General features: G+C 72.4%; 19 protein-coding genes. 14 read left to right on the forward strand and 5 right to left on the reverse strand.

The genetic code is table 11. From position 1 onward, the window contains the following. The first annotated feature begins 70 nt into the window (after positions 1 to 70). From dhaK to ACIQOU_RS02435, 3 genes are read left to right on the forward strand one after another with little or no spacing between them, the layout of a single operon-like run. Complete coding sequence (dhaK, locus tag ACIQOU_RS02425; RefSeq protein WP_401533166.1) at positions 71 to 1,063, forward strand: dihydroxyacetone kinase subunit DhaK; 993 nt, start codon at positions 71 to 73, stop codon at positions 1,061 to 1,063. Positions 1,064 to 1,112: 49 nt separating this feature from the next. Then, positions 1,113 to 1,721: a dihydroxyacetone kinase subunit DhaL gene (gene dhaL, locus ACIQOU_RS02430; RefSeq protein WP_401533167.1), complete on the forward strand. Its 609-nt coding sequence runs from the start codon at positions 1,113 to 1,115 to the stop codon at positions 1,719 to 1,721. Beyond that, positions 1,714 to 2,124, forward strand: coding sequence for a PTS-dependent dihydroxyacetone kinase phosphotransferase subunit DhaM (locus tag ACIQOU_RS02435; RefSeq protein ID WP_401533168.1), 411 nt, complete (start codon positions 1,714 to 1,716; stop codon positions 2,122 to 2,124). The genes dhaL and ACIQOU_RS02435 overlap by 8 nt, the downstream gene beginning before the upstream one ends. Before the next feature lie 261 nt (positions 2,125 to 2,385). Here the strand turns inward: ACIQOU_RS02435 and ACIQOU_RS02440 are convergent, their stop codons facing one another. From ACIQOU_RS02440 to ACIQOU_RS02450, 3 genes are all read right to left on the reverse strand, one after another. Next, positions 2,386 to 4,206 (reverse strand): amidohydrolase, encoded by a 1,821-nt coding sequence (locus tag ACIQOU_RS02440; RefSeq protein WP_401533169.1) that lies wholly within the window; start codon positions 4,204 to 4,206, stop codon positions 2,386 to 2,388. A 415-nt stretch (positions 4,207 to 4,621) separates the two neighbouring features. Further along, positions 4,622 to 5,116 (reverse strand): polyketide cyclase, encoded by a 495-nt coding sequence (locus ACIQOU_RS02445; protein ID WP_401533170.1) that lies wholly within the window; start codon positions 5,114 to 5,116, stop codon positions 4,622 to 4,624. 159 nt (positions 5,117 to 5,275) lie between these two features. Next, positions 5,276 to 6,187, reverse strand: coding sequence for a LysR family transcriptional regulator (locus tag ACIQOU_RS02450; protein WP_401533172.1), 912 nt, complete (start codon positions 6,185 to 6,187; stop codon positions 5,276 to 5,278). A gap of 138 nt (positions 6,188 to 6,325) precedes the next feature. On the opposite strand from ACIQOU_RS02450, the gene ACIQOU_RS02455 reads away from it, so the two are divergent. Both ACIQOU_RS02455 and ACIQOU_RS02460 read left to right on the forward strand, forming a co-directional pair. After that, positions 6,326 to 7,726 (forward strand): M20 family metallopeptidase, encoded by a 1,401-nt coding sequence (locus tag ACIQOU_RS02455; protein ID WP_401533174.1) that lies wholly within the window; start codon positions 6,326 to 6,328, stop codon positions 7,724 to 7,726. 99 nt (positions 7,727 to 7,825) lie between these two features. After that, positions 7,826 to 9,148 carry an MFS transporter gene (locus ACIQOU_RS02460; protein ID WP_401533175.1) on the forward strand — a complete coding sequence of 441 codons (1,323 nt, stop codon included), beginning with the start codon at positions 7,826 to 7,828 and terminating at the stop codon, positions 9,146 to 9,148. A 44-nt stretch (positions 9,149 to 9,192) separates the two neighbouring features. On the opposite strand, the gene ACIQOU_RS02465 is transcribed toward ACIQOU_RS02460, so the two are convergent. Further along, on the reverse strand, positions 9,193 to 10,485 hold the full coding sequence (locus ACIQOU_RS02465) for a YhgE/Pip domain-containing protein (protein ID WP_401533176.1): 1,293 nt from the start codon (positions 10,483 to 10,485) through the stop codon (positions 9,193 to 9,195). 416 nt (positions 10,486 to 10,901) lie between these two features. On the opposite strand from ACIQOU_RS02465, the gene ACIQOU_RS02470 reads away from it, so the two are divergent. The 9 genes from ACIQOU_RS02470 to ACIQOU_RS02510 all read left to right on the forward strand — a co-directional run bounded on the left by ACIQOU_RS02470 (position 10,902) and on the right by ACIQOU_RS02510 (position 21,387). Beyond that, on the forward strand, positions 10,902 to 11,069 hold the full coding sequence (locus ACIQOU_RS02470; protein WP_401533178.1) for a hypothetical protein: 168 nt from the start codon (positions 10,902 to 10,904) through the stop codon (positions 11,067 to 11,069). A 336-nt stretch (positions 11,070 to 11,405) separates the two neighbouring features. After that, positions 11,406 to 12,878 carry a radical SAM protein gene (locus ACIQOU_RS02475; RefSeq protein ID WP_401533180.1) on the forward strand — a complete coding sequence of 491 codons (1,473 nt, stop codon included), beginning with the start codon at positions 11,406 to 11,408 and terminating at the stop codon, positions 12,876 to 12,878. Between the two features lie 68 nt (positions 12,879 to 12,946). Then, positions 12,947 to 14,833: a carbamoyltransferase C-terminal domain-containing protein gene (locus ACIQOU_RS02480; protein ID WP_401533181.1), complete on the forward strand. Its 1,887-nt coding sequence runs from the start codon at positions 12,947 to 12,949 to the stop codon at positions 14,831 to 14,833. Between the two features lie 103 nt (positions 14,834 to 14,936). Then, complete coding sequence (locus tag ACIQOU_RS02485; protein ID WP_401533183.1) at positions 14,937 to 15,839, forward strand: phytanoyl-CoA dioxygenase family protein; 903 nt, start codon at positions 14,937 to 14,939, stop codon at positions 15,837 to 15,839. Continuing rightward, positions 15,832 to 17,307 carry an MFS transporter gene (locus ACIQOU_RS02490; protein ID WP_401533185.1) on the forward strand — a complete coding sequence of 492 codons (1,476 nt, stop codon included), beginning with the start codon at positions 15,832 to 15,834 and terminating at the stop codon, positions 17,305 to 17,307. Before ACIQOU_RS02485 ends, ACIQOU_RS02490 begins: the two co-directional genes overlap by 8 nt. A gap of 3 nt (positions 17,308 to 17,310) precedes the next feature. After that, positions 17,311 to 18,246 (forward strand): NAD(P)/FAD-dependent oxidoreductase, encoded by a 936-nt coding sequence (locus ACIQOU_RS02495; protein ID WP_401533186.1) that lies wholly within the window; start codon positions 17,311 to 17,313, stop codon positions 18,244 to 18,246. Positions 18,247 to 18,303: 57 nt separating this feature from the next. Continuing rightward, positions 18,304 to 19,221, forward strand: a complete 918-nt coding sequence (locus ACIQOU_RS02500) for an Inducer of phenazine A (protein ID WP_401533187.1) — start codon at positions 18,304 to 18,306, stop codon at positions 19,219 to 19,221. After that, positions 19,218 to 19,442, forward strand: coding sequence for a hypothetical protein (locus ACIQOU_RS02505; protein WP_401533190.1), 225 nt, complete (start codon positions 19,218 to 19,220; stop codon positions 19,440 to 19,442). Before ACIQOU_RS02500 ends, ACIQOU_RS02505 begins: the two co-directional genes overlap by 4 nt. Position 19,443: 1 nt before the next feature. Continuing rightward, positions 19,444 to 21,387, forward strand: a complete 1,944-nt coding sequence (locus ACIQOU_RS02510; RefSeq protein ID WP_401533191.1) for a carbamoyltransferase — start codon at positions 19,444 to 19,446, stop codon at positions 21,385 to 21,387. A gap of 295 nt (positions 21,388 to 21,682) precedes the next feature. Here the strand turns inward: ACIQOU_RS02510 and ACIQOU_RS02515 are convergent, their stop codons facing one another. Then, on the reverse strand, positions 21,683 to 22,312 hold the full coding sequence (locus tag ACIQOU_RS02515) for a class I SAM-dependent methyltransferase (RefSeq protein ID WP_401533193.1): 630 nt from the start codon (positions 22,310 to 22,312) through the stop codon (positions 21,683 to 21,685). Between the last annotated feature and the right edge of the window lie 68 nt (positions 22,313 to 22,380).

Below are 22,380 nucleotides of genomic sequence, written 5' to 3' on the forward strand. Positions count from 1 at the left end.
CTGGATCGTCGCTGTCCGTAACCGAACACACCCGCCCGCACCTGCAAAGACACCTCGCTAGGAGATAGCCGTGAGAATGCTGATCAACGTTCCGGAGACCGTGGTGGCGGATGCGCTGCGGGGGATGGCGGCGGCGCATCCCGAGCTGATCGTCGATGTCGAGAACCGGGTGATCGTGCGGCGGGACGCGCCGGTGGCCGGGAAGGTCGCCCTGGTGTCCGGCGGCGGGTCGGGGCACGAGCCGTTGCACGGGGGATTCGTGGGACCCGGCATGCTCTCCGCCGCCTGCCCAGGCGAGGTGTTCACGTCCCCGGTGCCGGACCAGATGGTGCGGGCCGCGGCGGCCGTGGACAGCGGCGCCGGTGTGCTGTTCATCGTCAAGAACTACACGGGCGACGTCCTCAACTTCGACATGGCCGCCGAGCTGGCCGACGAAGAGGGCATCCAGGTCGCCAAGGTGCTGGTCAACGACGACGTGGCGGTCACCGACAGCCTGTACACGGCAGGACGGCGCGGTACCGGGGCGACCCTGTTCGTGGAGAAGATCGCCGGTGCCGCCGCCGAGGAGGGGCAGCCGCTGGACCGGGTCGAGGCGATCGGCCGGCAGGTGAACGAGAACTCCCGCAGCTTCGGCGTCGCACTCGCCGCCTGCTCCACGCCCGCCAAGGGCAGCCCCACCTTCGAACTGCCGGACGGCGAGCTGGAGTTGGGTGTCGGCATCCACGGCGAGCCCGGCCGGGAACGGCGGGCCATGATGACGTCGGGCGAGATCGCCGAGTTCGCGGTCGACGCCATCCTGGACGACATGACCCCGCGCAACCCGGTGCTGGTGCTGGTCAACGGCATGGGCGCGACCCCGCTCCTGGAGCTGTACGGCTTCAACGCCGAGGTGCAGCGGGTCCTCACCGCACGCGGCGTGCCCGTCGCCCGCACCCTCGTCGGCAACTACGTCACCTCCCTCGACATGGCGGGCGCCTCCGTCACCCTGTGTCAGGTCGACGGCGAACTCCTGCGCCTGTGGGACGCGCCGGTGAAGACCGCGGGGCTGCGCTGGGGCGTATGACCCGGCCCGCGCCGGGCAGCGCACCGTACCTACCACGCAAGGAGATCCAGTGCTCGACGCCGATTTCTTCCGCCGTTGGATGACGGCGACCGCCGCGTCCGTGGAGCGGGAGGCGGACCGGCTCACCGAACTCGACTCCCCGATCGGGGACGCCGACCACGGCAGCAATCTGCGCCGGGGTTTCGCCGCCGTCACGGCGACCCTGGAGAAGGAGGCACCGGACACGCCCGGCGGGGTGCTCACGCTCGCCGGACGCCAGTTGATCTCGACCGTCGGGGGCGCGTCGGGGCCGTTGTACGGGACCCTGTTGCGGCGCACCGGCAAGGCGCTCGGGGACGCCGGTGAGGTGAGCGAGGCGGAGTTGGCGTCGGCGCTGCGCACCGGGGTGGACGCGGTGCGGACCCTGGGCGGCGCGGCCCCCGGCGACAAGACGATGATCGACGCCCTGGTGCCCGCCGTCGACGCGCTCGGTGCCGGGTTCGCGGCGGCGCGGACGGCGGCCGGGCAGGGGGCGGTGGCGACGACGCCGTTGCAGGCACGCAAGGGCCGGGCCAGTTATCTGGGGGCGCGCAGCATCGGGCACCAGGACCCCGGTGCCACCTCGTCCGCGCTGCTGATCGCGGCACTCGCCGACGTCGCGGAGGCGGCCGGTGAGTGACGGGAAGCTGGTCGGGATCGTGCTGGTGTCGCACAGCGCCGAGGTCGCCGCGTCCGTGGCCGACCTGGCGCGGGGGCTCGCGGGCGGTGCGACGGAGGTGCCGTTGGCGGCGGCGGGCGGCACCGAGGGCGGCGGGCTCGGCACCAGCTCGGAGCTGATCGCGGCGGCCGCGGCCGGCGTCGACCGCGGGGCCGGGGTCGCGATCCTCACCGACCTCGGAAGCGCCGTGCTCACGGTGAAGGCGCTGCTCGCCGAGGGCGACGAACTCCCCGACGGCACCCGCCTGGTGGACGCCCCGTTCGTCGAGGGTGCGGTCGCGGCCGTCGTCACGGCGGGCACCGGCGCCGACCTGGACGCCGTCGAGGCGGCGGCAGCGGAGGCCTACACCTACCGCAAGGTCTGACCGCGCCCACGTCCGTCAGACAGGAGCCCCGTCCACGGGTGGACGCGCACGAAGTCCGGCCGGACCCGGCCAACGGCTCTGACCGGACGCCGCGTTGACGACGAGACCGCCGGTGAACATCACCAGGAGCCGTCCACCTGGAGGGAATTGGCCGACGTCGGCGGACCGGCGGGCCCGAACGCGACGTCGGCCGACGGGAGTTGCCCGCCGCCCGGGCGTCTGTGTGCTGACGCCGGTGAGGGTGAGCGCGTCAGTCCTCGCTCAACAGCTGCAATGCCAGGGGTAGTCGGCGGGCACGGCCGGTCCGGGCTCGGCGTCCTCCTGCGTGGTCGCGTGGACGGGGTGGATGGACTCACCCCGCTTGAACGTCTCCGCGACGCGGATGTCCTTGATCTCGTCGGGATCGACGGTCAGCGGATTGCCGGTGAGGACGACGAGGTCGGCGAGCTTGCCGACCTCGATGCTGCCCTTGCTGTCCTGCTCGCCGTACTGGTGGGCCGCGTTGAGGGTGATCGACCTGACGGCGTCCAGCGCGCTCACACACTGACCGGCGCCCAGGACGATGCCGTCGGTGCGGGTGCGGCGGGTGACCTGACTGGACAGGATCATGATCGAGTTGGGCAGGGCCACGGGGGCGTCGTGGTGGGCGGTGTAGATCATGCCCCGGTCCAGGGCCCACTTGGCGGGGGAGATGTGGGCGGCGCGCTCCGGCCCCAGCACGGTGTGCCGGTACCAGTCGCCCCAGTAGAAGGTGTGCAGGGGGAAGAACGACGGGATGATGCCCAGGTCCTTGAAACGGTCGAGCTGGTCCGCGCGGGCGGTCTGCGCGTGGACCGCGACGGTCCGCCGGTCGCCGGGGCCGCACGCCTCGACGGCGGTCTCGACGGCCTGGATGTACTGGTCGATCGACGCGTCGCCGTTGACGTGCGCCAGCACCTGCCAGCCACGCCGGTAGGCCGTGCCGACCTGCTGGACGGCCTCGTCGTCCTTGATGCGCCGGTAGCCGCGGTAGTCCGCGGGCTTGCCCTCCGGCGGGGTGGTGTAGGGCTCGGTGAGCCAGGCCGTGCGGCCCTGCGGGGAACCGTCCAGATACATCTTCACGCCCGCGGCCCGCACCCCGAACCGGTAGCGCGTGTCGACCCCGACGGGGTCACGGGTGGGGTCGTCGGCCACGGCCGCGGTGGCCTCGTCGGCACGCACATAGGCGACCACGTCGACCTTGAACGGCTTGAGCGGCGCCAGTTGCCGCAGCAGCTTCAGGTTCGCCAGGGTCACGCCGCCTTCCTGGACCGTGGTGAAGCCGAACCGGGCGGCGCTGGCCACGCCCTTCATGAACAGACCGGCCGAGGCGGACAGGGGCAGCCCCTCGGTGGCGGCCTTGGAGGCGGGTTCGAACGCGGTCTCCTCCAGCACCCCGTCCGGCTCACCGAACGGCAGCTTGAACGGTTCCTCGGGCGTCCTGGGCCTGCGTCGGATGACGCCGCCCTCCGGGTCTTGGAACGTGCTGTCGAACCCCAGGAGTCTGAGGCCCTCGGAGTTCACCGCGCCCAGGTGGTAGGACTGGTGGATGGCCAGGACCGGACGGTTCGTGGACACCTGGTCCAGATCCTCGCGGGTGGGATGCCGTCCCTCGGCGAGCATCGCGTCGTCGTACCCGAACCCGACGATCCACTTCGCCTGCTTGCCGACGTCCGACTCGGCCCACTCGCTGAGCTTCGCCTTCAGCGACGCGAGGTCGGTCACGTCGCCGTCGGGGTCGGCCAGCAGGTTCGCGATCGTCGCCTGGAGCCCGATCCCGCCCAGGTGCCCGTGCGCGTCGATGAACCCCGGAAGCAGGGCCTGGCCCCGCAGGTCCCGGCGGCGGGTCCCGGGCCCCTCCCAGGCCTCGGCCCCGGCGAGATCACCGACGTACACGATGACGCCGTCCTTCACGGCCACCGCTTCGGGCCCCGGCGCCGTCTCGGTCCCGGCGACGGTCACGATCTCCCCGCCGTGGAAGATCAGATCGGCCTCGGGACGAGCGGCCGTCGTCGACGTCTCATCGGCGTGCGGTGCTTCCGGCTGAACGTTCAGCGAGATCACTCCTCGGTGTCGTCGGTTCCTTCATCGCCCCGGGCGCCGCGGTCGGACGTGCGCGGCAGGTCCGCCGACGCGGTGCGCGGGCGGCGCCTCGTGGACCAGGTCACGCTAGGCAACGAGCGCGATCACCAGGGCCCTTTCGGGGGTTCTCCCCTCGATCGGGTGGCCGTGGTGATAGAGGAGGCTCCCGGACCACGAGGCGCGTCAGTGAGCCCGCACGAGGGGTGGCTCGTGCGGGAGCGAGAAGCGGCCGACGCCGAACGTGACCTTCGGCCGGGCGGCGAGACCCCTCACCGCGCGCTGCTCGCGCCGGTCCGGCTCACGCTCGTTCCCCCCGGACCGGCGAACCGGTGGCCTGGCTCGGTCGGTGACGCGCTGTCCTGCCTGGACGGTGTGGACGCGCAGGGCGGAGTCCCGCTCAGGGAAGAGAGGGCGCGGTCCGCTCGACCGTTCTGGCGAGGATGCCGAGGGTGGCGCGCAGGGAGGATTCCTGGAGGAGGGGGAAGATGTTCGCGGCGCGGTAGCGGTCGTGGATCTGGCTCCAGTCGTAGTACGAGGTGACCTGGGTGCCGTGCGCCGTGGGGACCAGGCGGTAGCCGTAGCGGTGGTCGATGTCCGGCTTGAAGTCCGGGGAGACCGGGGTCCATTCGATGAGCGAGTCCGCCGTGAACCGGGTGATGACCACCGTGACGTCGTACCGGCCCATCGGCCGGTCGCCCAGCGCCTCACGGTCCATGTGCACGACGAACGAGTCACCGGCCCGGCGCACGGCCTCCCCGTCGGCGGCCTGGAGCATGCCCGAACTGTCGATCGCCACATGCCCCTCGGGGCTGCACAGCAGACCGAAGATCCGCGCCGGTGACGCCGCTATCTCACGGCTCACCTCAAGTCGTTCCACCGTCTGCGCTGTCATGGTCTCTTCTCCAGGTTCGCCGTGCGTAAGGCCGGAATTCTAGTCTCCGGTTGTCCTGGCGGTTCAGGCGGCGACGGCTCGGACGGGTCAGGGGTTCGCACGGGTGAAGGGCGGTGAGTCCGCTCGCGGACCGGTGTGCCCCCCCGCGCACCCCGGGCGTCAGGTCGGCTGGTCCCGGCGGAGCGAGGTCACCAGCATTTCGGTGAACCGTTCGGCCGGCCAGGACGGGCGGCGGCCCGCCGGGGTCTGGACCTGGGCCTCGCGCTGGCGGAAGACCGGGTGGTCGACGCGGACCGAGGTCACGCCCTCGGTCGCGGCGTCGAGGCCGATGTCACCGAGGTCCCCGACGAGGGCGATGCCACCGCCCGCGCGGACGAACGCGTACTGCGGGGCGAGCCCGTCGCAGACCAGCGCCGGACGGACGGTGATCGACTCCAACTGGACGCCGATGTCGAAGAGTTCACGTTGACTGGTGCCCGGCGAGGCCAGGGCGAGGGGATAGGCGCACAGGTCGGCGAGGCCGATGCGGTCACGTCCGGCCAGTTCGTGACCGAGGGGCACCAGGGCGGCCACCGGGACCACCACCGCACACTCGACGCGGACCTCGTGCTGCGGGCCCATCGTGTAGGTGACGGCGACATCCGCGAGCCCCTCGACCACGCGACGCGTCGCCTCCTGGCGTCCGACCACGTCCACCCGGAACCCCACGTCGGGGTGGTCGCGCCGGAAACCGGCGATCGCCCGTGGCACCAGCCGCCGCGCGAACCCCTCCGAGCAGGCCACCGTCACACTCCGCGCCTCCGCCCCCCGCCCCGACCTCAACTCCTCCAGGAACGTGGCCGATTCGGTCTCGGTACGGCGGGCGTGGGCCAGCAGCCGGGACCCGGCACCGGTCAGCGTCATCCCGCGCGGATGCCGGGTGAACAGCGCGACGCCGATCCCGGACTCCAGCTTGGCGATCTGCCTGCTGATGGCCGACGGCGCGACGTTCAGGGCGTGGGCCGCCCCGGTCACCGATCCGGTGCGGGCCACCTCCAGGAAGTAGGCGAGGTTCACCGGCAGGAGTTGCATGGTCCCCCATGGTCAGACGTCGCGTTGCCGAAAGTAGAACGCATCGCGTCACAAACGGCAATGGTCGCCCGCCGGAAACCGTCCTACGCTGCCAGTCAGCTCAGCCCCGGCCGCCGTCCCGCCTGGAGAGATCTGCCTGTGATCCCTGAGAAACTCGCTCGTAAAGCCGCGGAATTCGTCGACTCCGGCGCCTTCTTCACCGAGCTGGCCACCATGGTCGGATACGCCACGGAGAGTTCCCGCCCCGAGGGCCGTCTTGCCATTGAGGCATACCTCGACGAGGTCCTGACCCCGGCCCTGGCCGACCTCGGCTGCGAGGTCACCCGGTACGACAACCCCGACCCGGCGGGCGGCCCCCTCCTGGTCGGCACCCGCGTCGAGTCACCCGCCCTGCCGACCGTGCTCTGCTACGGGCACGCCGATGTCGTCGAGGGCCAGGCGGGCCGGTGGAGCGAGGGCCGCGACCCGTGGACGCTGAGCGCCGACGGCGACCGCTGGTACGGGCGCGGCGCCGCCGACAACAAGGGCCAGCACCTGGTCAACCTCGCCGCGCTGCGCCTTCTCCTCGCCGAACAGGGCTCGTTGGGCTTCAACCTGACCTTCCTGTTCGAGTCCGGTGAGGAGATCGGCTCGCCCGGCCTCACCGAATTCGCCGCGAACCACCGGGAGGTGCTGCGGGCGGATGTGTTCGTCGGCTCCGACGGGCCGCGCCTGGACGCCGCCACGCCCACCCTGTTCCTCGGGGCGCGCGGCGGCCTGCAACTCCAACTCGCCGTCGATCTGCGGCCGGACGCCTACCACTCCGGCAACTGGGGCGGCCTGCTGCGCAACCCCGCGACCACCCTCGCCGGTGCCGTCGCGACCCTGGTCGACGGCCACGGCCGCATCCGGGTACCGGAGTTGCTGCCGCCCGAGATACCGGCGGCGGTCCGCGAGGCGCTCACCGGCGTCACCGTGGCGAACTCGCCCGGCGACCCGGTGCCGGACGCGAACTGGGGCGAGCCGGGACTCTCCGCCGCCGAACGGCTCTACGCCTGGAACACCCTCGAAGTCCTCGCCCTCGGCGCCGCCGACGCCGACCGGCCGGTCAACGCGATCCCGGGCAGCGCCCGCGCGGCCCTGCAACTGCGGTACGTCGTCGGCACCGACGCGGACGCGGTCGTCGACGCCGTCACCCGGCACCTCGCCGAGCACGGGTACCCGATGGTGGAGGTGCGGGCGCTCGGCAACTACGCCGCGAGCCGGACGCCGTTCGACGACCCGTGGGTGCCCTGGGCGCAGGCCGCGCTGGAGGAGATCGCTGACGGTCCGGTCGCCGTGCTGCCCAACATCGGCGGTTCCCTGCCCAACGCCGTCTTCACCGACGTCCTCGGCCTGCCGACGCTCTGGCTGCCGCACTCCTACCCCGGCTGCCTCCAACACGCCCCCGACGAGCACCTGTTGGCGCCGATCGCCCGTGAGGGCCTGGTCCTGGCGGCCGGCCTGTTCCACGCGCTGGGCAACCCGCCCGCCCGCCGCCCGCTCCCCGTCTCCGGATAACGGGACCCTCAACGGCCCACCGGCAGACCCGAGTTCAGTACCTGGCACCCGCACCCGTCCGGCATCCCCTCCCCGACAGCCCCGCCGGAAGGACCCACGATGACCGCTCCCTCCCCTCAGCCCACTCAGCCCCAGTCCACCCATCCCGACGCCACCCCGGCACCGAGCCGCCCCACCGCACGACGTGCCATCGTGGTGGCCGGGATCGGCAACGCGCTCGAATTCTTCGACCTGGCCCTGTACGCGCTGATGGCGTCGTACATCGGCCGCACGTTCTTCCCCGGCGGCAACCCCGGTGTCCAACTGGTGCAGGCCTACGCCGTGTTCGGCGTGACGTATCTGATCCGGCCGCTCGGCGGGCTGCTGCTCGGCGCGTACGCGGACCGCAACGGCCGCAAGAAAGCACTGGTGTTGTCGATCCGGCTGATGGTGCTCGGCACGCTGCTGCTCACGGTGATGCCCGGCTACGCGACCCTCGGGATCGCCTCGACCCTGGGGATCGTCATCGCGCGGCTGATCCAAGGGTTCGCGGCCGGGGGCGAGTTCGGGGCGGCGACGTCCTTCCTGGTCGAGCAGGACGAGCGGCGCAAGAGTTTCCTCGGCAGCTTCCAGTTCGCCAGCCAGGGCCTGTCGACGCTCATGGCGGCGGGCTTCGCGGCGGTGCTCACGGCCCTGCTGTCCGACGCCCAGATGACGTCGTGGGGCTGGCGGGTGCCGTTCGCGTTCGGCCTGCTGATCGGTCCCGTGGGCTATTTCGTACGCCGGTACATGGACGAATCACCCGCGCTGGCGGCGGAGTTGGAGTCGGCCGCGCCGAAGCCGTCCCCGATCGTCTCGGTCTTCCGTGACCACTGGGGCGGGCTGCTGATCGCCGGTGGCGCGATGGTCGTCTCGACGGCGCTGAACTTCATGCTCCAGTACCTGCCGACCTACGGCATCGGTCAACTGGGCCTGGACGCCTCGCTGTCGTTCACCGCGCTGCTCATCGCCGGGGCCGTCCTGACCTTCGCCACTCCGCTGGTGGGCCTGTTGGGGGACCGGCACGGCAGGCTGCGTCTCATGATCCCGGCCGTGCTGCTGATCGGCGTGGGCGTCGTCCCGCTCTTCCTGTGGCTCAACGCCGCGCCGTCCTTCCTGACGTTCGCGCTGTGCACCACCGTCCTCGCCCTGCTCAAGGCGGTGTACTTCGGCACGCTGCCGTCGGTGATGGCCGACGTCTTCCCGGCCCGGGCCCGGGCGACCGGTCTGTCCTTGAGCTACAACACGACGGTCGCGCTGTTCGGCGGCTTCACCCCGACGATCGCCGCCGCCCTGATCCAGGCGACCGGTTCACCGGTGTCCCCCGGCTACTACCTGCTGTTCACGGCCGTCCTCAGCGTCGCCGCCCTGACCACCGCGGTGCGCACCCACCACATCCGCTGACGCCACGCCGGGCGGGGGCGCCGGCGACGAGGCCGTGGCCGGCGTCAATCCGGCTGCGGCGTCAGGCGTCTGTGGCCCTTGCGGTCGTAGTAGACCGTCATCGCGAAGCCGAACAGGAGGGAGACGGCGAAGCCGACCGCGACCATGATCCAGGAGCGGGTGAGCCCGGCGTCGCCGCGCGCGTCGAAGTAGAGGATGGCGCGGACGCCGTCGCCGAGTTGACGCATCGGCTCGAAGTGGGAGAGGAAGCGGTAGAACCCGGGGACCGCCTGGAGGGGGACCGTGGTCCCGGACGAGGGCAGGCCGAGGACGATGAACACGAACATCGCGACCAGCTGGCCCATCCCGCCGAACGCGGCGTTGATGGCCTGCACGCCGAGGCCCACCGCGAGGGTCGCGCAGTAGGAGAAGACCCACAGCAGGGGCAGGTGGGAGGCGTCGACGCGGAGGATCGCGACGCACGCCAGCATCACCAGGGACGAGCTGAGCAGGGTGATCCCCGCGGTCATCACCATCTTGAGGATCAGGGTCTGGGTGCGGTTGACCGGGACGGTCGGGCGGCGCGTGTGCAGGGGGCCGATCTCGACGTCGGCGTAGCCGAGGGCGCCGTCGACGCCGTTGTGGATGACGTTGCCGCCGAGGAACCCGGCCAGGACCAGCAGCAGGGCGTAGTAGAAGGCGGTCAGGCCGATGCCGCTGTTGTCGCCGATCGGGTGGCCGACCGCCGTCTCGACCTGGACCGGGTCGGCGAGCAGCAGCTTCGTGGTGGGGTCGGCGGCCGGGCCCGCGGCGGCGGTGAGCTGTCTGCCGACGGTCCGTGAGGCCTGCTCGGCGGTCGCCGTGGTGATCCGGCTCGCGAGGCTGGAGCCGAGGCTGCCCTTGCCGGGGTTGGTCAGGACCGTGAGGGTCGGCCGGGCGGTGGCCTGGGTGGTGGTGAGGGCGAGGGCGCGGTCGGTGAATTCGGCGGGGATCACCAGGGCGCCGTAGACCTTGCCGCTGTCCAGCTGGGCCTGGGCCTGAGCGCGGGTCAGCGGGCGCCATGCGGCGGTGTCGTCGAAGGAGCCGGAGGAGCCGGAGGTGACGGCCCGGGTGATCCGGGTGCCGAGGTTCTGTTGCTGACCGGCGGGCGGTCGGCCCTGGTCGCCGTTGACGAGGGCGATGGGCAGACCGTGCAGATGCCGGTTCGGGTTGACGATGCCGCCCATGTAGAGCAGCGACAGCAGGAAGGCCAGCACCGCGGTGAGGAGCGTCGGCAGCAGCCACAGCCTCGGCCGCCGCAGCAGCGTCAGCGCGCGGGCCTGGGCGGGTGGGGCCGGGGCCGGGCTGGGGGAAGCCATGGTCCTCCGTCGGGTCGGGGCTCGGCCGGGCTGACCGGCACGCCGGACGGGCGCGCTCCCCCCACGTCAGCACGGGGACCGGGGCACCGCACGCCGGGCCGTCCCGTCGGAGCGGCGCGTCGGCCCGGGTGTGGTTCCCGGCCGATGTCCCGAGTATGGCGAGAACTCGTCCCGCTTCGACTCATACGAAAGTCACCTGTGACGGGAGGTGCGGGAGGGCCGGAATTCCGATCGGGCGGGGATATCGGGAAAACGGCAGACGGGCCCGGTTGCCCTCGGAAATGGAAGATCGATTCCACCCAATTAATCATACTGCGACCCGTTGAATCGCTCTTGTCCAGATTGGGGCTTATGGCTACTGTTCCCCCTCTGGTTCAGTAGAAGGCGTTGAATCCCCACCCCTACAGGAGGCCCCCATGGCCGAAGTCAGGAAGGTCGCCCGACCCGCCGTCACCGCGTCGTCGCGGCCCTGCGCGTTCGTCTCGCCGGACAAGGGCAACGCGCCGACCATCACGCCCGTCCGCCAGCAGACGGAGGCCGACGACGCCCCCGTTGAGCAGCGCAAAGAGTCCGCCTCCGCCTGAGAGCCGAGGCCGACCGGGGCGCCGTCCGCCGGGCCGGACCCCGGGCTGCCGCGCGGACCGCACCCCCGGGGGATCGGTCCGCGCCCCAGCCGCCGCCCGCCCCCCATTCCCTCCGCCGACGCCGTGCCCCCGCGCCCCGCCGCACTCCGCTGCCGGGCCGCGAACCGGGGCCGCCACGCACCGAGCCGAAAGCCGTGAACGCAGGGAGAAGCCTTCAGCATGCAGAATTCGGTGTACCAGTCCTCGCGTTACGTCCGTACCCTGCGTACCGCAGGCGACCGGGATTTCACGTCTTTCGGAGGGCGCCTCCATTCCTTCGAGGGCGACGAACGCACCATGGCCTTTCATTCCCTGTACGGGAATGCGCGGCTCATCGACAAAGAGATCGTCGACCTCCTGAAGGACGCCACCCACGGGATCGGCGTGGACCGGCTGCGCGAGCGGCTCGACGAGGACGCGCTGCGGGACCTCGTGGCGGCACGGTTCCTCGTCGAGGCCGGACACGACGAGGCCCAGGAGATCGACGGGCTGCTGGAGAGCCGCGGGCAGGCCCTGAGCACCGGGGTGTTCCACTCCTCCATCCAGCTCGTGCTGACCAACGCCTGCAACTTCTCCTGCCAGGGCTGCTTCGCCTACAACTTCGACGGCGGCGTGGAGGAACGCAACACCTCCGGCGAATCCGTGAAACCCGGCCCCGTCCTCGTGGAGCTGCGCCGCTCCCGCGAGGAGGGCTCCGTCCCCGCGCCCCGGCAGGACTCCGGCCCCACCCTGGCCGCCGGCGACTGGAACCGCGGCTCGGACACCCGCCGCAACCCGTCCATGCACATGTCCCGCGAGGTGGCCGAGAAGACCATCGAAGAGGCCATCGCGCTGCGCAAGGCCAACGGCGGCGGCCACCTGACCATCTCCTTCTTCGGCGGCGAACCCACCCTCGCCCGGGGCACGATCCTGCACGTCCTGCGCACCTTCGGCGACCGCCACAACGGCGTCACCCTCTCCTACGACCTGACGAGCAACGGCTCCCGCATCGACGACGAACTCCTCGCGGCGCTCGCCAAGCACCAGGTCGACACCACCGTCTCCCTCGACTACCTGGTGCCGGAGACCGACGAGTTCCGCGGCGGACAGCAGCAGCGCACCGCGTGGCCGGTGGTCCGCAAGGCGATCCTCGACATGAAGGCCGCGGGCGTCCCGGTCAGCATCACCACGGTCCTCTCCCAGTACACCTGGGACAAGTGGGGCACCCCGCTGATCGACTTCGTCGCCGAAGCGGGCCTGGACGCCCTCGACGTCATCGTCTCCTTCCAGGCCAACGAGTTCTTCCAGCAGCACAGCCCGCGCGCCGTGGCCCAACGGCTGCTTGCCGCGGTCGACTACGGACGCGAGCGCGGAGTACAGCTCAGCGGCTACTGGTACCAGACCTTCCAGATGATCATCGACGAGGCCAAGTGGGCCGCACAGGCCGACTACAAGACCTGCCCCGCGGTCGGCCGACAGCTCTCCATCGAACCCAACGGCAGCGTCTTCGCCTGCAAGGCCACCGCCCGCGCGCTCGGCACCATCGACGACTGGCGCGGCATCTTCACCTCCCCCGCCTACCAGGACTACGGCATGCGCGCCTACACCAACGGCCCCGGCTGCCAGGGCTGCGAGCTGCAAGGCACCTGCTCGGGCGGCTCGGCGGGCGCCCTGGAGGAGGAGAACGGCTCCATCCAGAAGATGTCACCCGGCTACTGCGCCTACATGCGCGAAGTCGTCCAGGGCCTCCTGGAACGCCACCACACCCAGAGCCTCACCGCACTGACATGAGCCCACGCACACCCCGGCGAACCACAGCGGTGAGCCCCCAGCCGACCGAGAAAGGGTGACCGGATTCCATGGCAACGATCGGTATGCACTTCGGCCACGACGCCGGCGCCGCCCTGACCGACGCCGACGGCTACCGGATCATCGAGGCGGAACGGCGACTGCGGCTGCGCCACGTCTGCGGAGGCAACGGCGACTTCCCGCAGGCGGCGGCCGCCTGGCTGGCGGAGCTGCGGGAGCGGGCCGTGACCCCGGTGACCCGCGTGGCCGTCGCCGACTGGTACACGCCGGTCTGCCAGGTCCTGCCCCCGGCGCTGGTCGAACTGGTCAACGACGACGCCCGCTGGACCGCGAGGGGCGGGACCGGGCTCGCCGACGCGGTGACCCGGGTGATCAAACCGGTCGACTGGCCGCTGGCCGACGGGCTCGGGGACGTCACCCTCGTCGCCGTTCGCCATCACTACGCGCACGCCGCGCTCGCCTACTACACCTCCGGCGCCCGCAAGGCCCTCGTGCTGGCCCTCGACGGAACCGGCAACTACGCCGAGTGCGGCATGGTCTGCCTCGGGGACGGTGACCGGCTCACGCCGGTGATGTCGTTCACCAACCGGGGCGGACCACGCTTCGGCCTGGTCTACGAGGCGTTGGCGCGGCGGGTGCACGGCAGCCAGTTCGACACCGGGAAACTGCTCGGGCTCGCGGCGACCGGCGAGCGGGACGGCGCGCTGCTGCCGGTGCTGCGCGCCATGCTGGTCCCGCAGGCCACCCGGCGCGCCTCGCCCGACCTGTACGAGGAGGTGGCCGAGGACCGGCTGACCGGATCGGCGCTGCGCTACGCCGACACCTGGTGGGAGTACGACCCGGTCAGCGGCGGCTATCTGGACGCCGGCCTCGCCGACTCCTCGGACGACGACGTGGTCCACTCCTTCGGGTCCGTGTTCCCCGACGAGATCCGCAGCCCCGACGGCCGCACCACCCCGGTGGGCAACTCGCCCGACGACCGGGTCTGCCGGGATCTCGCCGCCACCCTCCAGCACGCCGTGGAGCGGGACCTCACCCGCCTCGTGACCGGCATCAGCCGGCGCTTCCCGAGCTACTCCACGCTCTGTTACGCGGGCGGCTGCGCGCTCAACATCACCGCGAACAGCGCCCTCGTCGAGTCCGGAGAGTTCACCCGGGTGTCCGTACCGACCTGCTGCGACGACTCGGGCATCGCGCTCGGCGCCGCCCTGGCCGTCGCTGAGCCGGCCGACCGCCCGGGCTTGGCAGGCCGCTCGCCATGGGCCCGACTGGCGTACGCGGGAGGGCCGTTGGAGGGGCTGGAGGAGCGGACGACCGGCGGGCGCACACGGCCGGGCGGTGGCCTGACCGAGCGACTTTCCGCCCGCGGACTGTCCGCGCGCCGCCTCTCCGACGACGACGAACTGGTGCGGGCGGTCGCCGACCTGCTGGCCGGGCGGCACTGCGTGGCCTGGCTGGACGGCGGCCTGGAGACGGGACCGAGGGCGCTCGGACACCGTTCGCTGCTGGTGTCGGCGCACTGGGACGGCGCCCGGCGGCACGTCTCCCAGACCATCAAGGGCCGCGAATGGTTCCGGCCGGTCGCGCCGATCTGCCCCGAGGAGGTCGCGGACCGCTACTTCACCGGCCCCCTGGACCACACCGAGAGCATGCTGTTCGCGGTGCGGGTCCGCCCCGAGGAGGCCCACCGGCTCGCTGAGGCCCGGCACATCGACGGCACGGCCCGGCTCCAGACGGTACGGCCGGACACCCACCCCCTGCTGCACCGGCTGTGCCACGCCGTCGGTGACCGCACCGGGCTGCCCGTCCTCATCAACACCAGCGCCAACGCGGGCGGCAGACCCCTCCTCAACCACCTCGACCAGGCCCTGGACCTGCTCACGGAGACGGAACTCGACGCCCTGGTACTGCCCGGACGTCACCTGATCGTCCCCTGACCGCGCCCACCGCCGACCCGCGCGGCGCTGCCGCCCGCGACCCGCCACCGCCCGCGACCCGTCACCCCCGACCCGTACCGGCGTCGTTCCCTGGAGAGTGCACGTGCCCGCCACCCCCCTGCGCGACCTCCGCAAGACCCGGCCGCTGCGCGTCCTGTCGCCCGCCGACTGGGCCCGGTGGACCGAGCAAGGCCATGTGATCGTCCGTCAGGCGGTGGCGCCGGAGACGGTCGCCGCGCTCACGGACGGGCTGCGCTCCTTCCTCGACCTGCGCCCCGACGACCCCACGACCTGGACCTCGCCGCACACCGGCAACGACCGGCTGCCCGGCCACAGCGGGCTGGTCGAGATGTACAACCACCAGGCCCAGTGGGACGTGCGCCAGACACCGCGCGTGCACGGGGCGTTCGCCGACATCTGGGACCGCGACGAGCTGTGGGTGACCATCGACTTCGCCAACGTCAACCCGCCCAACCGAGGTGAGCGGGCCTTCGACGGGTTCATCCACTGGGACGTCGACACCACCGCCGACCCGCTGCCCGTGAGCTGTCAGGCGGTGCTGTCGCTGACGGAGGGTGACGAGGAGATCGGCGGCTTCCAGTGCGTGCCGGAGATCTTCGCCGAGTGGGAGAAGTGGGTGAGCGGGCAGCCCGCCGACCGGGACCCGTTCACGCCGGACATCACCGGCTACCCGATCACCACCCCGGAGGTGGCACCCGGTGACCTGATCATCTTCAACAGCCTGCTGCCGCACGGCGTCCACCCCAATGTCTCCGCACGCCGGGTGCGCATGGCGCAGTACCTGACCATGGCGCCCGCCCGCGAGGACAACGCCGACCTGTGCGAGGCCCGGGTGCGGTTCTGGCGGGACCGCGTCCCACCGCACCCACCGCAGGGCGGCGTGCGCAAGGAGGAGGCGCACCTGTACGGGCCGGCCCTCCTGACCGAACTGGGCGAACGGCTGCTGGGGCTGCGCGGCTGGCATCACGGGAGCGTCGTTGGCTAGCACCGCCCCACCCAGGACCCGCGTGCCGGGGCGGGGCGACCTGGGCCGTCCGTTCCGTCGGCTGTGGGCGTCGACGGCTGCCTCCAACGCGGGCGACGGCATCACCCGGACGCTGCTGCCCCTGCTGGTCGTCGCCCACCATCCCGACCCGGCGGCGGTCGCGGGCCTGACCGCCGTGAACATGCTGCCGTGGCTGCTCTTCGCGCTCCCGGCGGGCGTCCTGGTGGACCGCGTCGACCGGCGGAACGTCGTCCTCGCTAGCAACGCGGTCCGGGCGCTGGCGCTCGCGGCGGCGGCCCTCGTGCTGGCGCGGGACCGGCCGCTGGGCCTGCTGTACGCGCTGGCGTTCCTGCTGGGCATCGCCGAGACGCTGGCCGACACCGCCGCCCCCGCGATGCTGCCGCGCCTGGTCGAGCCACGGCACCTGGAGCGGGCCAACGGGCGTCTGTCGGCGGCGCAGATCGTGCTCAACGAGACGGCCGGGCCACCCGTGGCGGGTCTCCTCGCGGGGCTGACCGCCGCGGCGGCGCTGGCCACGGGCGGGGCACTGTACGCACTGGCGGCACTGCTCCTGCTGGGCCTGACCCCGCCGACCCGGAGGGGGCGGCCGGCGAAGCCGGGTGGGGGAGTGGCGCCGGACGGGGTGGAAACGCCGGGCGGGACAGCCCAGTCGGGCAGGCCACCGGCACCGGACAGAGCAACGGCCGCTGGCGGGCCACCGGCGACGGAGGAGGCACGGTCGGCAAGGGCCCCCGGCGACGGGCGAGTTGGTGTGCTCGACGACATCCGGGAGGGCGTCGGCTTCGTCCTGCGGCACCGCACCCTCCGGCTCACCCTGGCCGCCAGCGCCCTGTACGGGCTGGTCTTCTCGGCGACCTTCTCGATGCTGGTCCTGCTCAGCGACCGCACCCTCGGGCTGAGCGGCACCGGGTACGGGCTGCTGCTGGCCGCCGGGTCGGTGGGCGCCGTCGCGGGGAGTTGGCTGGCACCCCGGGCCGCCGACCGGGTGCCCACACTGCGGCTGGCCCGCTGGTCCCTGGTGGCGTCCGGCCTCGCGTACGCCCTGCTGGGAACGGCGTCGACCCCACTGCTCGCCGCGCTGGCGCTGACCGCCAACGGCGTCGTCATGATGGGCTGGAACATCCCGGTGATGTCCCTGCGGCAACGGCTGACACCGGAGCATCTCCAGGGCCGGGTGATGAGCGTGTCCCGGCTGTGCGCCTGGGGCACCATGCCGCTCGGGGCGCTCCTCGGCGGACTGCTCGCCGAAGTCCTGTCCGTCCCGGCGGTGTTCGTCGTCTGCGGCACCGCCCTGGCCACGGGCGCCCTGCTGCTGCTCGCCCCGCTGCGCGACACCCCGGCCGGACCCGGAGACCCGCCACCACATCCCCAACCGCGCAACGGCCGTTCCGGCAACGGCCCTTCTGGCAACGACCTTTCCGACAGCCGCCCACCCGGCAAGGAGTGACCCTTGGACACGCAGCTCTACGACACGGTGATCGTCGGAGGTGGCCCGGCGGGCCTCAACGGGGCGCTGTACCTGGGCCGTTCGCGCCGCCGGGTCCTGCTGATCGACTCCGGCGACGCGCGCAACATGGCGGCGGGCGTCATGCACAACGTGCTCACCAACGACGGTGCGAGCATCGCCGACTTCCGGTCCCGTTCCCGCGCCGAACTCACCCGCTACGACGTGTCGTTCCATGACGACGAGGTGGTCTCGGCGGCCGGCGAGGGCGACCACGTGGTCGTCGTCACCAAGGAGTCGGGCACCTTCCGCGCCCGCACCCTGCTGTACGCGGCGGGCGTGCGCTCGCTGCTGCCGCCGCTGCCGGGACTCGCGGACCTGTGGGGGACGGCCGTTTTCGAGTGCCCGTACTGCCACGCCTGGGAGGTCCGCGAGCGGCCCTTCGCCGTGTACGGCGGTGCGGTGCCCAGCGAGTGCCTGGCGTCGACCCTCACGGTGTGGTCCGACGACATCACCTACCTCTCCGACCGGCGGGAGCTTCCCGAGGACGAGCGGGCCCTGCTCGCCGCGGCCGGGGTGCCGGTCCGCGCCGAGCGGGTGACGGGACTGAAGCCGCATCCCGACGGTGTGCGGGTCGAGTTCGCGGACGGCGGGGGCGTGACCTACGGCGCGCTCTTCCTGCACCTCGCCATGGAGCCCCGGGTGGCGGCCCTGCGGCCCTGGGTCGACGCCCCGGACCTGGAGTCGGTGCAGAGCGACGAGCGGGGCCGCACCCGCGTGCCTCGCCTGTACGTGGCGGGCGACCTCGGCCGGAACATGCAGCAGGCGGCGATGGCCGCGGCCAGCGGGGGACTGGCGGCGATGGCCATCAACGCCGACCTGATCCGCGAGGACCGGCCCGGTTCCCTGCCCGCACCCCCGACCCCCGCCCCGGCGCCCTGACCGGCGCCGCCCCACCGGCCGCCCTCCACCGCGCACACCGACGGGAGCACCGCAGCGATGACGTCACCCCGCGCCGCGTACACACCGCACATGGAGCACTACACCTTCGTCCTGGAGGACCAGCCCTATCTGGGCTACTTCCAGTACGGCGGTGAGAAGACGCCCGTCCACACCACCGACCGGCACGGCTTCCGCGTCACGCCCGGCCCCGGCGGGCAGCGGGCCACGGTCGGCGACGACCGGCCCGAGGGCCCCGCCCGGGTGCTGGCGGGCAGTTCCGCCGTGTTCGGGGTCGGCGCCACCGGCGACGCCGCCACCATCAGCGCACGGCTGTGGAACGCGCACGCGCCCCGGCTGCCGTGGCTGAACGTCGCGGGACAGAGCCACAACTCCGCCCAGGAACTCCTGCTGTTCACCCTCTTCCAGCACGAACTGCCCCCCGTCGAGGACATCGTGCTGCTGTCGGGCGTCAACAACCTGGTGCTGAGCAGGCTGCCCGAGGCGCAACAGGGCCGCCACGGCGCGTACTTCGACTGCGGGCCCGCCCCGGACGTCGTTCCCCCACCGGACCGACGTCTCGCCCACGCGACCGAACTGACCCTGCGTCATCTGCGCGGCTGGAAGGTGCTCGCGGACGGGCTCGGGGCCCGGCTGACGTTCGTCCTGCAACCGCTCGCCCCGTGGGTGCGCGAGGAGCCACTGCCACGCGAGAAGCTCCTCTTCGACGAACTGGACGAGGTCTCCAACTTCCGCCGCTTCCACCACGACATCGCCACCCTGCCGGTCGGCCGCGCCTACGCACGTCAACTCGCCGCCGGATGCGCCGCGTTGGACGTGCCGTTCCTCGACATGAACGTCGCCCTGGGCGAGGCCGCCGCGCCCCAGGACTGGCTGTTCATCGACCGGGTGCACTGCACGGACCTCGGCTACGACCTGGTGGCGCAGCAACTCGCCGACCGCCTGGACCTCGTATGAACGCGCCCGGAGAGCGGCGTGGCCCGGCCCCGGCGGCCCGCCGCCTCGCCTCCTGGCTGCGCGCCCGCACCCACCCCGAGCCACCCGCCGAACCCCGGGCCCCGGCCGAGCCCCCGACCGCACCGGAAGGAACACCTTCCTCGCCGCCTCCTTCTCCTCCTCCGTCGTCCGGGTTGCGCCCGCAGCCGGACGACGACGCGTCCGTCTACCCGCTGTTCTGACATGGGGACATGGAGGGATGGCCGCAGGTTGGGCGGGCGGTGGACGGGCGGGCGACCGGTCGACGGACGGCCGACCGGTGACCCGGGCCGGGAGGGCCCGTCGGGTGGTCCCGTGCTGGGGATCTCCGCCTACTACCACGACAGCGCGGCGGCCCTGGTGCGCGACGGCGTTGTGCTGGCCGCCGCCCAGGAGGAGCGGTTCAGCAGACGCCGCCACGACCCGTCCTTCCCGGAACAGGCAGCCGCCTACTGCCTGCGCGAAGCGGGCCTGCGCCCGGACGAACTGTCGGCGGTCGCCTTCTACGAGGACCCGGCGCTCAAGTTCCGCCGGGTGATGGCCACATGGCTGGCGACGGCGCCGCACGGTTTCCCCGTCTTCCGCCGGGCCTTCCCACAGTGGGCGGGCGGGAAACGGCACGCCCTGGACGACGTGCGCACGCGGCTGCGGGCGCTGTCCGGCGGCACGGAGCCGTTGCCGCCGGTGGTGGCGCACCGGCACCACGCCTCGCACGCCGCGTCCGCGTTCCTGCCGAGCCCGTACCCGTCGGCGGCGGTGCTGTGCGTCGACGGCGTCGGAGAATGGGCGACGACGACGCTCTGGCACGGCCGGGGCACCGAACTGCTCCCGCTCGCCGAACTGCGCTTCCCGCACTCACTGGGCCTGCTGTACTCGGCGTTCACCTACTTCTGCGGCTTCAAGGTCGACTCGGGCGAGTACAAGCTGATGGGCCTCGCCCCGTACGGCACACCCCGCTGGGCGCCCCTGATCCGGGAACGGCTGATCGACATCAAGCCGGACGGCTCGTTCCGCCTCGACCTGCGCCACTTCGCCTTCCCGTACGGCCTGACCATGACCGGCCGCGCCTTCGAGGAACTGTTCGGCGGCCCCCGACGCACCCCCGAAGGCCCGCTCACGCAACGGGAGTTCGACCTCGCGGCCTCCGTCCAGGCGGTCACCGAGGAGGTGGTGGCACGGCTGGCCCGCACCGCACTGGAACGCACCGGCGAACGGCGCCTGTGCCTGGCCGGCGGAGTCGCCCTGAACTGCGTCGCCAACGGACGCCTCCTGGACGACGGCGTCTGCGACGAACTGTGGGTGCAACCCGCCGCCGGTGACGCCGGTGGCGCGCTCGGCGCGGCCCTCGCCGAGTCACACGCCCGGGGAGCGCCGCGCACCCATCCGCGGCACGGCACGGACGCGATGGCGGGCGCCCTGCTCGGACCCGGCTACGACGCCGGTGAGATCGCGGAGTTCCTGGAGCGGGCTGGCTGTGCCGCCGTCCGGCTGCCGGAGCGGGAGTTGGTCGCGCGGGTGGCCGCCGAACTGGCGGAGGGCAAGGTGGTCGGCTGGTTCCAGGGGCGCATGGAGTTCGGCCCGCGCGCGCTGGGCAACCGGTCGATCCTGGCCGACCCGCGCGACCCCGGCACGCAGTCCACGCTCAACCTCAAGACCAAGTTCCGGGAATCCTTCCGGCCCTTCGCCCCGGCCGTGCTCGCCAAGGACGCCAAGGACTGGTTCGACCTCACCGGGGAGAGCCCCTACATGCTGCTCACGGCACGGGTCGCGGCGGCCCGGCACCGGGCGTGCGGACCGGAGACGGCGGGGCTGACCGGCCTCGACCTGCTGCGGGTGCCACGTTCGACGATCCCGGCGGTGACCCACGTCGACGGGTCGGCCCGGGTGCAGACCGTCACGGCCGAGCGCAACGCCCGCTTCCACGCGCTGCTCACGGCCTTCCGGGACCGCACGGGCTGCCCGGTCCTGGTGAACACCTCCTTCAACGTCCGCGGCGAACCCATCGTCCGCACCCCGGCCGAGGCCTACACCTGCTTCATGCGCACCCATATCGACCTGCTGGTCCTGGGCGACTTCGTCCTGAACAAGCACGACCAGCCCAAGCGGCAGGAGGAGGACAACTGGCGTGCCGACATCCCAACGGACTGACCCCGTACCCCAGTTGAGCCCGACCCCACTGAATCCGACCTCACTGAGCCCGGCCCAACTGGGCCTGGCCGCACTGTACTTCGGCGCGCTGACCCCGATCGCCTGGTGCGTCCGCGCCCTACGGGACCCGTTGCACCGGTCCTGGGACCCGACTCGCCCGAGCTACTTGGAGCCGGCGAGCCCTGGAGGCTACGGACGGCGCCGGAGGCGTGGGTTCGGCGGGCGTGGGGGATGAGGGCGGAGGTCGCGACGGTGCGGAGGGTGCGGGAGGCGACGTTGAGGAGTGCGGGTGGGGTCAGCGGCCGTCCGGTGTGAGGGCCGTGGTCACCATCACGCGGCGGGTGCCGAGGACGTGGACGTACGAGGTGGCGTCGGTGAAGCCGTGCGCGGTGGCCCAGGCGTCGGCTTCGTCGGCGTCGGCCGGGAGTGGGACGTCTGCCGCGAGGAGTGCGGAGAAACGTGCGGAGGGCCGGAAGTGCGTGGCCAGCGGGAGCGTGTAGCCCACCCGTCCGCCCGGGCGCAGCGCACGCCGCCAGTCGGCCATCGCCCGACCGCCCAGGAAGTGCAACGCCGAGGCGCAGAGGACGACGTCGAGGGAGCGGTCGGGGACTGGCAACGGCACGGCGTCCGTGACACGCCAGTCGATCGAGGCGTTCGGCACCGGGGACGACGTGGCACGCGCCCGGCCCGCCTCGATCATGCCGGGCGACACGTCGACGGCGAGGACGGCAGGCGCGTCGGCGGGGCGGGCGCGCGCGAGACGCAGGGCCACGGCGCCCGCTCCGCAGGCCACGTCGGCGACGGAGTCCAGTGGGCCGGGGTCGGCCAGGGCCAGCAGCGCCCGGGCGATCTCTTCGTGGTGCTCGTGGTCGTAGCTGGCGGCGAGGTCGTCGAAGACCCCGGCCAGGGTCGCGCTGCGTGTCACCGGGAGATCGTACGCAGGGGCGCCCCGTTCTTCCCGGTGAAACCTGGCTCGTGCCCTGGCCGGTTTCG

The sequence above is a fragment of the Streptomyces sp. NPDC091279 genome, from assembly GCF_044757465.1.
Taxonomy (GTDB): Bacteria; Actinomycetota; Actinomycetes; order Streptomycetales; family Streptomycetaceae; genus Streptomyces.

Excerpts from the sequence above, each read along its gene's own strand:
- ACIQOU_RS02445 (WP_401533170.1), bottom strand. The coding sequence starts at position 5,116 with ATGACAGCGCAGACGGTGGAACGACTTGAGGTGAGCCGTGAGATAGCG.
- ACIQOU_RS02475 (WP_401533180.1), top strand. The coding sequence starts at position 11,406 with ATGGCCTTTCATTCCCTGTACGGGAATGCGCGGCTCATCGACAAAGAG.
- ACIQOU_RS02465 (WP_401533176.1), bottom strand. The coding sequence starts at position 10,485 with ATGGCTTCCCCCAGCCCGGCCCCGGCCCCACCCGCCCAGGCCCGCGCG.
- ACIQOU_RS02505 (WP_401533190.1), top strand. The coding sequence starts at position 19,218 with ATGAACGCGCCCGGAGAGCGGCGTGGCCCGGCCCCGGCGGCCCGCCGC.
- ACIQOU_RS02510 (WP_401533191.1), top strand. The coding sequence starts at position 19,444 with ATGGGGACATGGAGGGATGGCCGCAGGTTGGGCGGGCGGTGGACGGGC.
- ACIQOU_RS02470 (WP_401533178.1), top strand. The coding sequence starts at position 10,902 with ATGGCCGAAGTCAGGAAGGTCGCCCGACCCGCCGTCACCGCGTCGTCG.
- ACIQOU_RS02480 (WP_401533181.1), top strand. The coding sequence starts at position 12,947 with ATGGCAACGATCGGTATGCACTTCGGCCACGACGCCGGCGCCGCCCTG.
- ACIQOU_RS02450 (WP_401533172.1), bottom strand. The coding sequence starts at position 6,187 with ATGCAACTCCTGCCGGTGAACCTCGCCTACTTCCTGGAGGTGGCCCGC.
- ACIQOU_RS02500 (WP_401533187.1), top strand. The coding sequence starts at position 18,304 with ATGACGTCACCCCGCGCCGCGTACACACCGCACATGGAGCACTACACC.
- ACIQOU_RS02460 (WP_401533175.1), top strand. The coding sequence starts at position 7,826 with ATGACCGCTCCCTCCCCTCAGCCCACTCAGCCCCAGTCCACCCATCCC.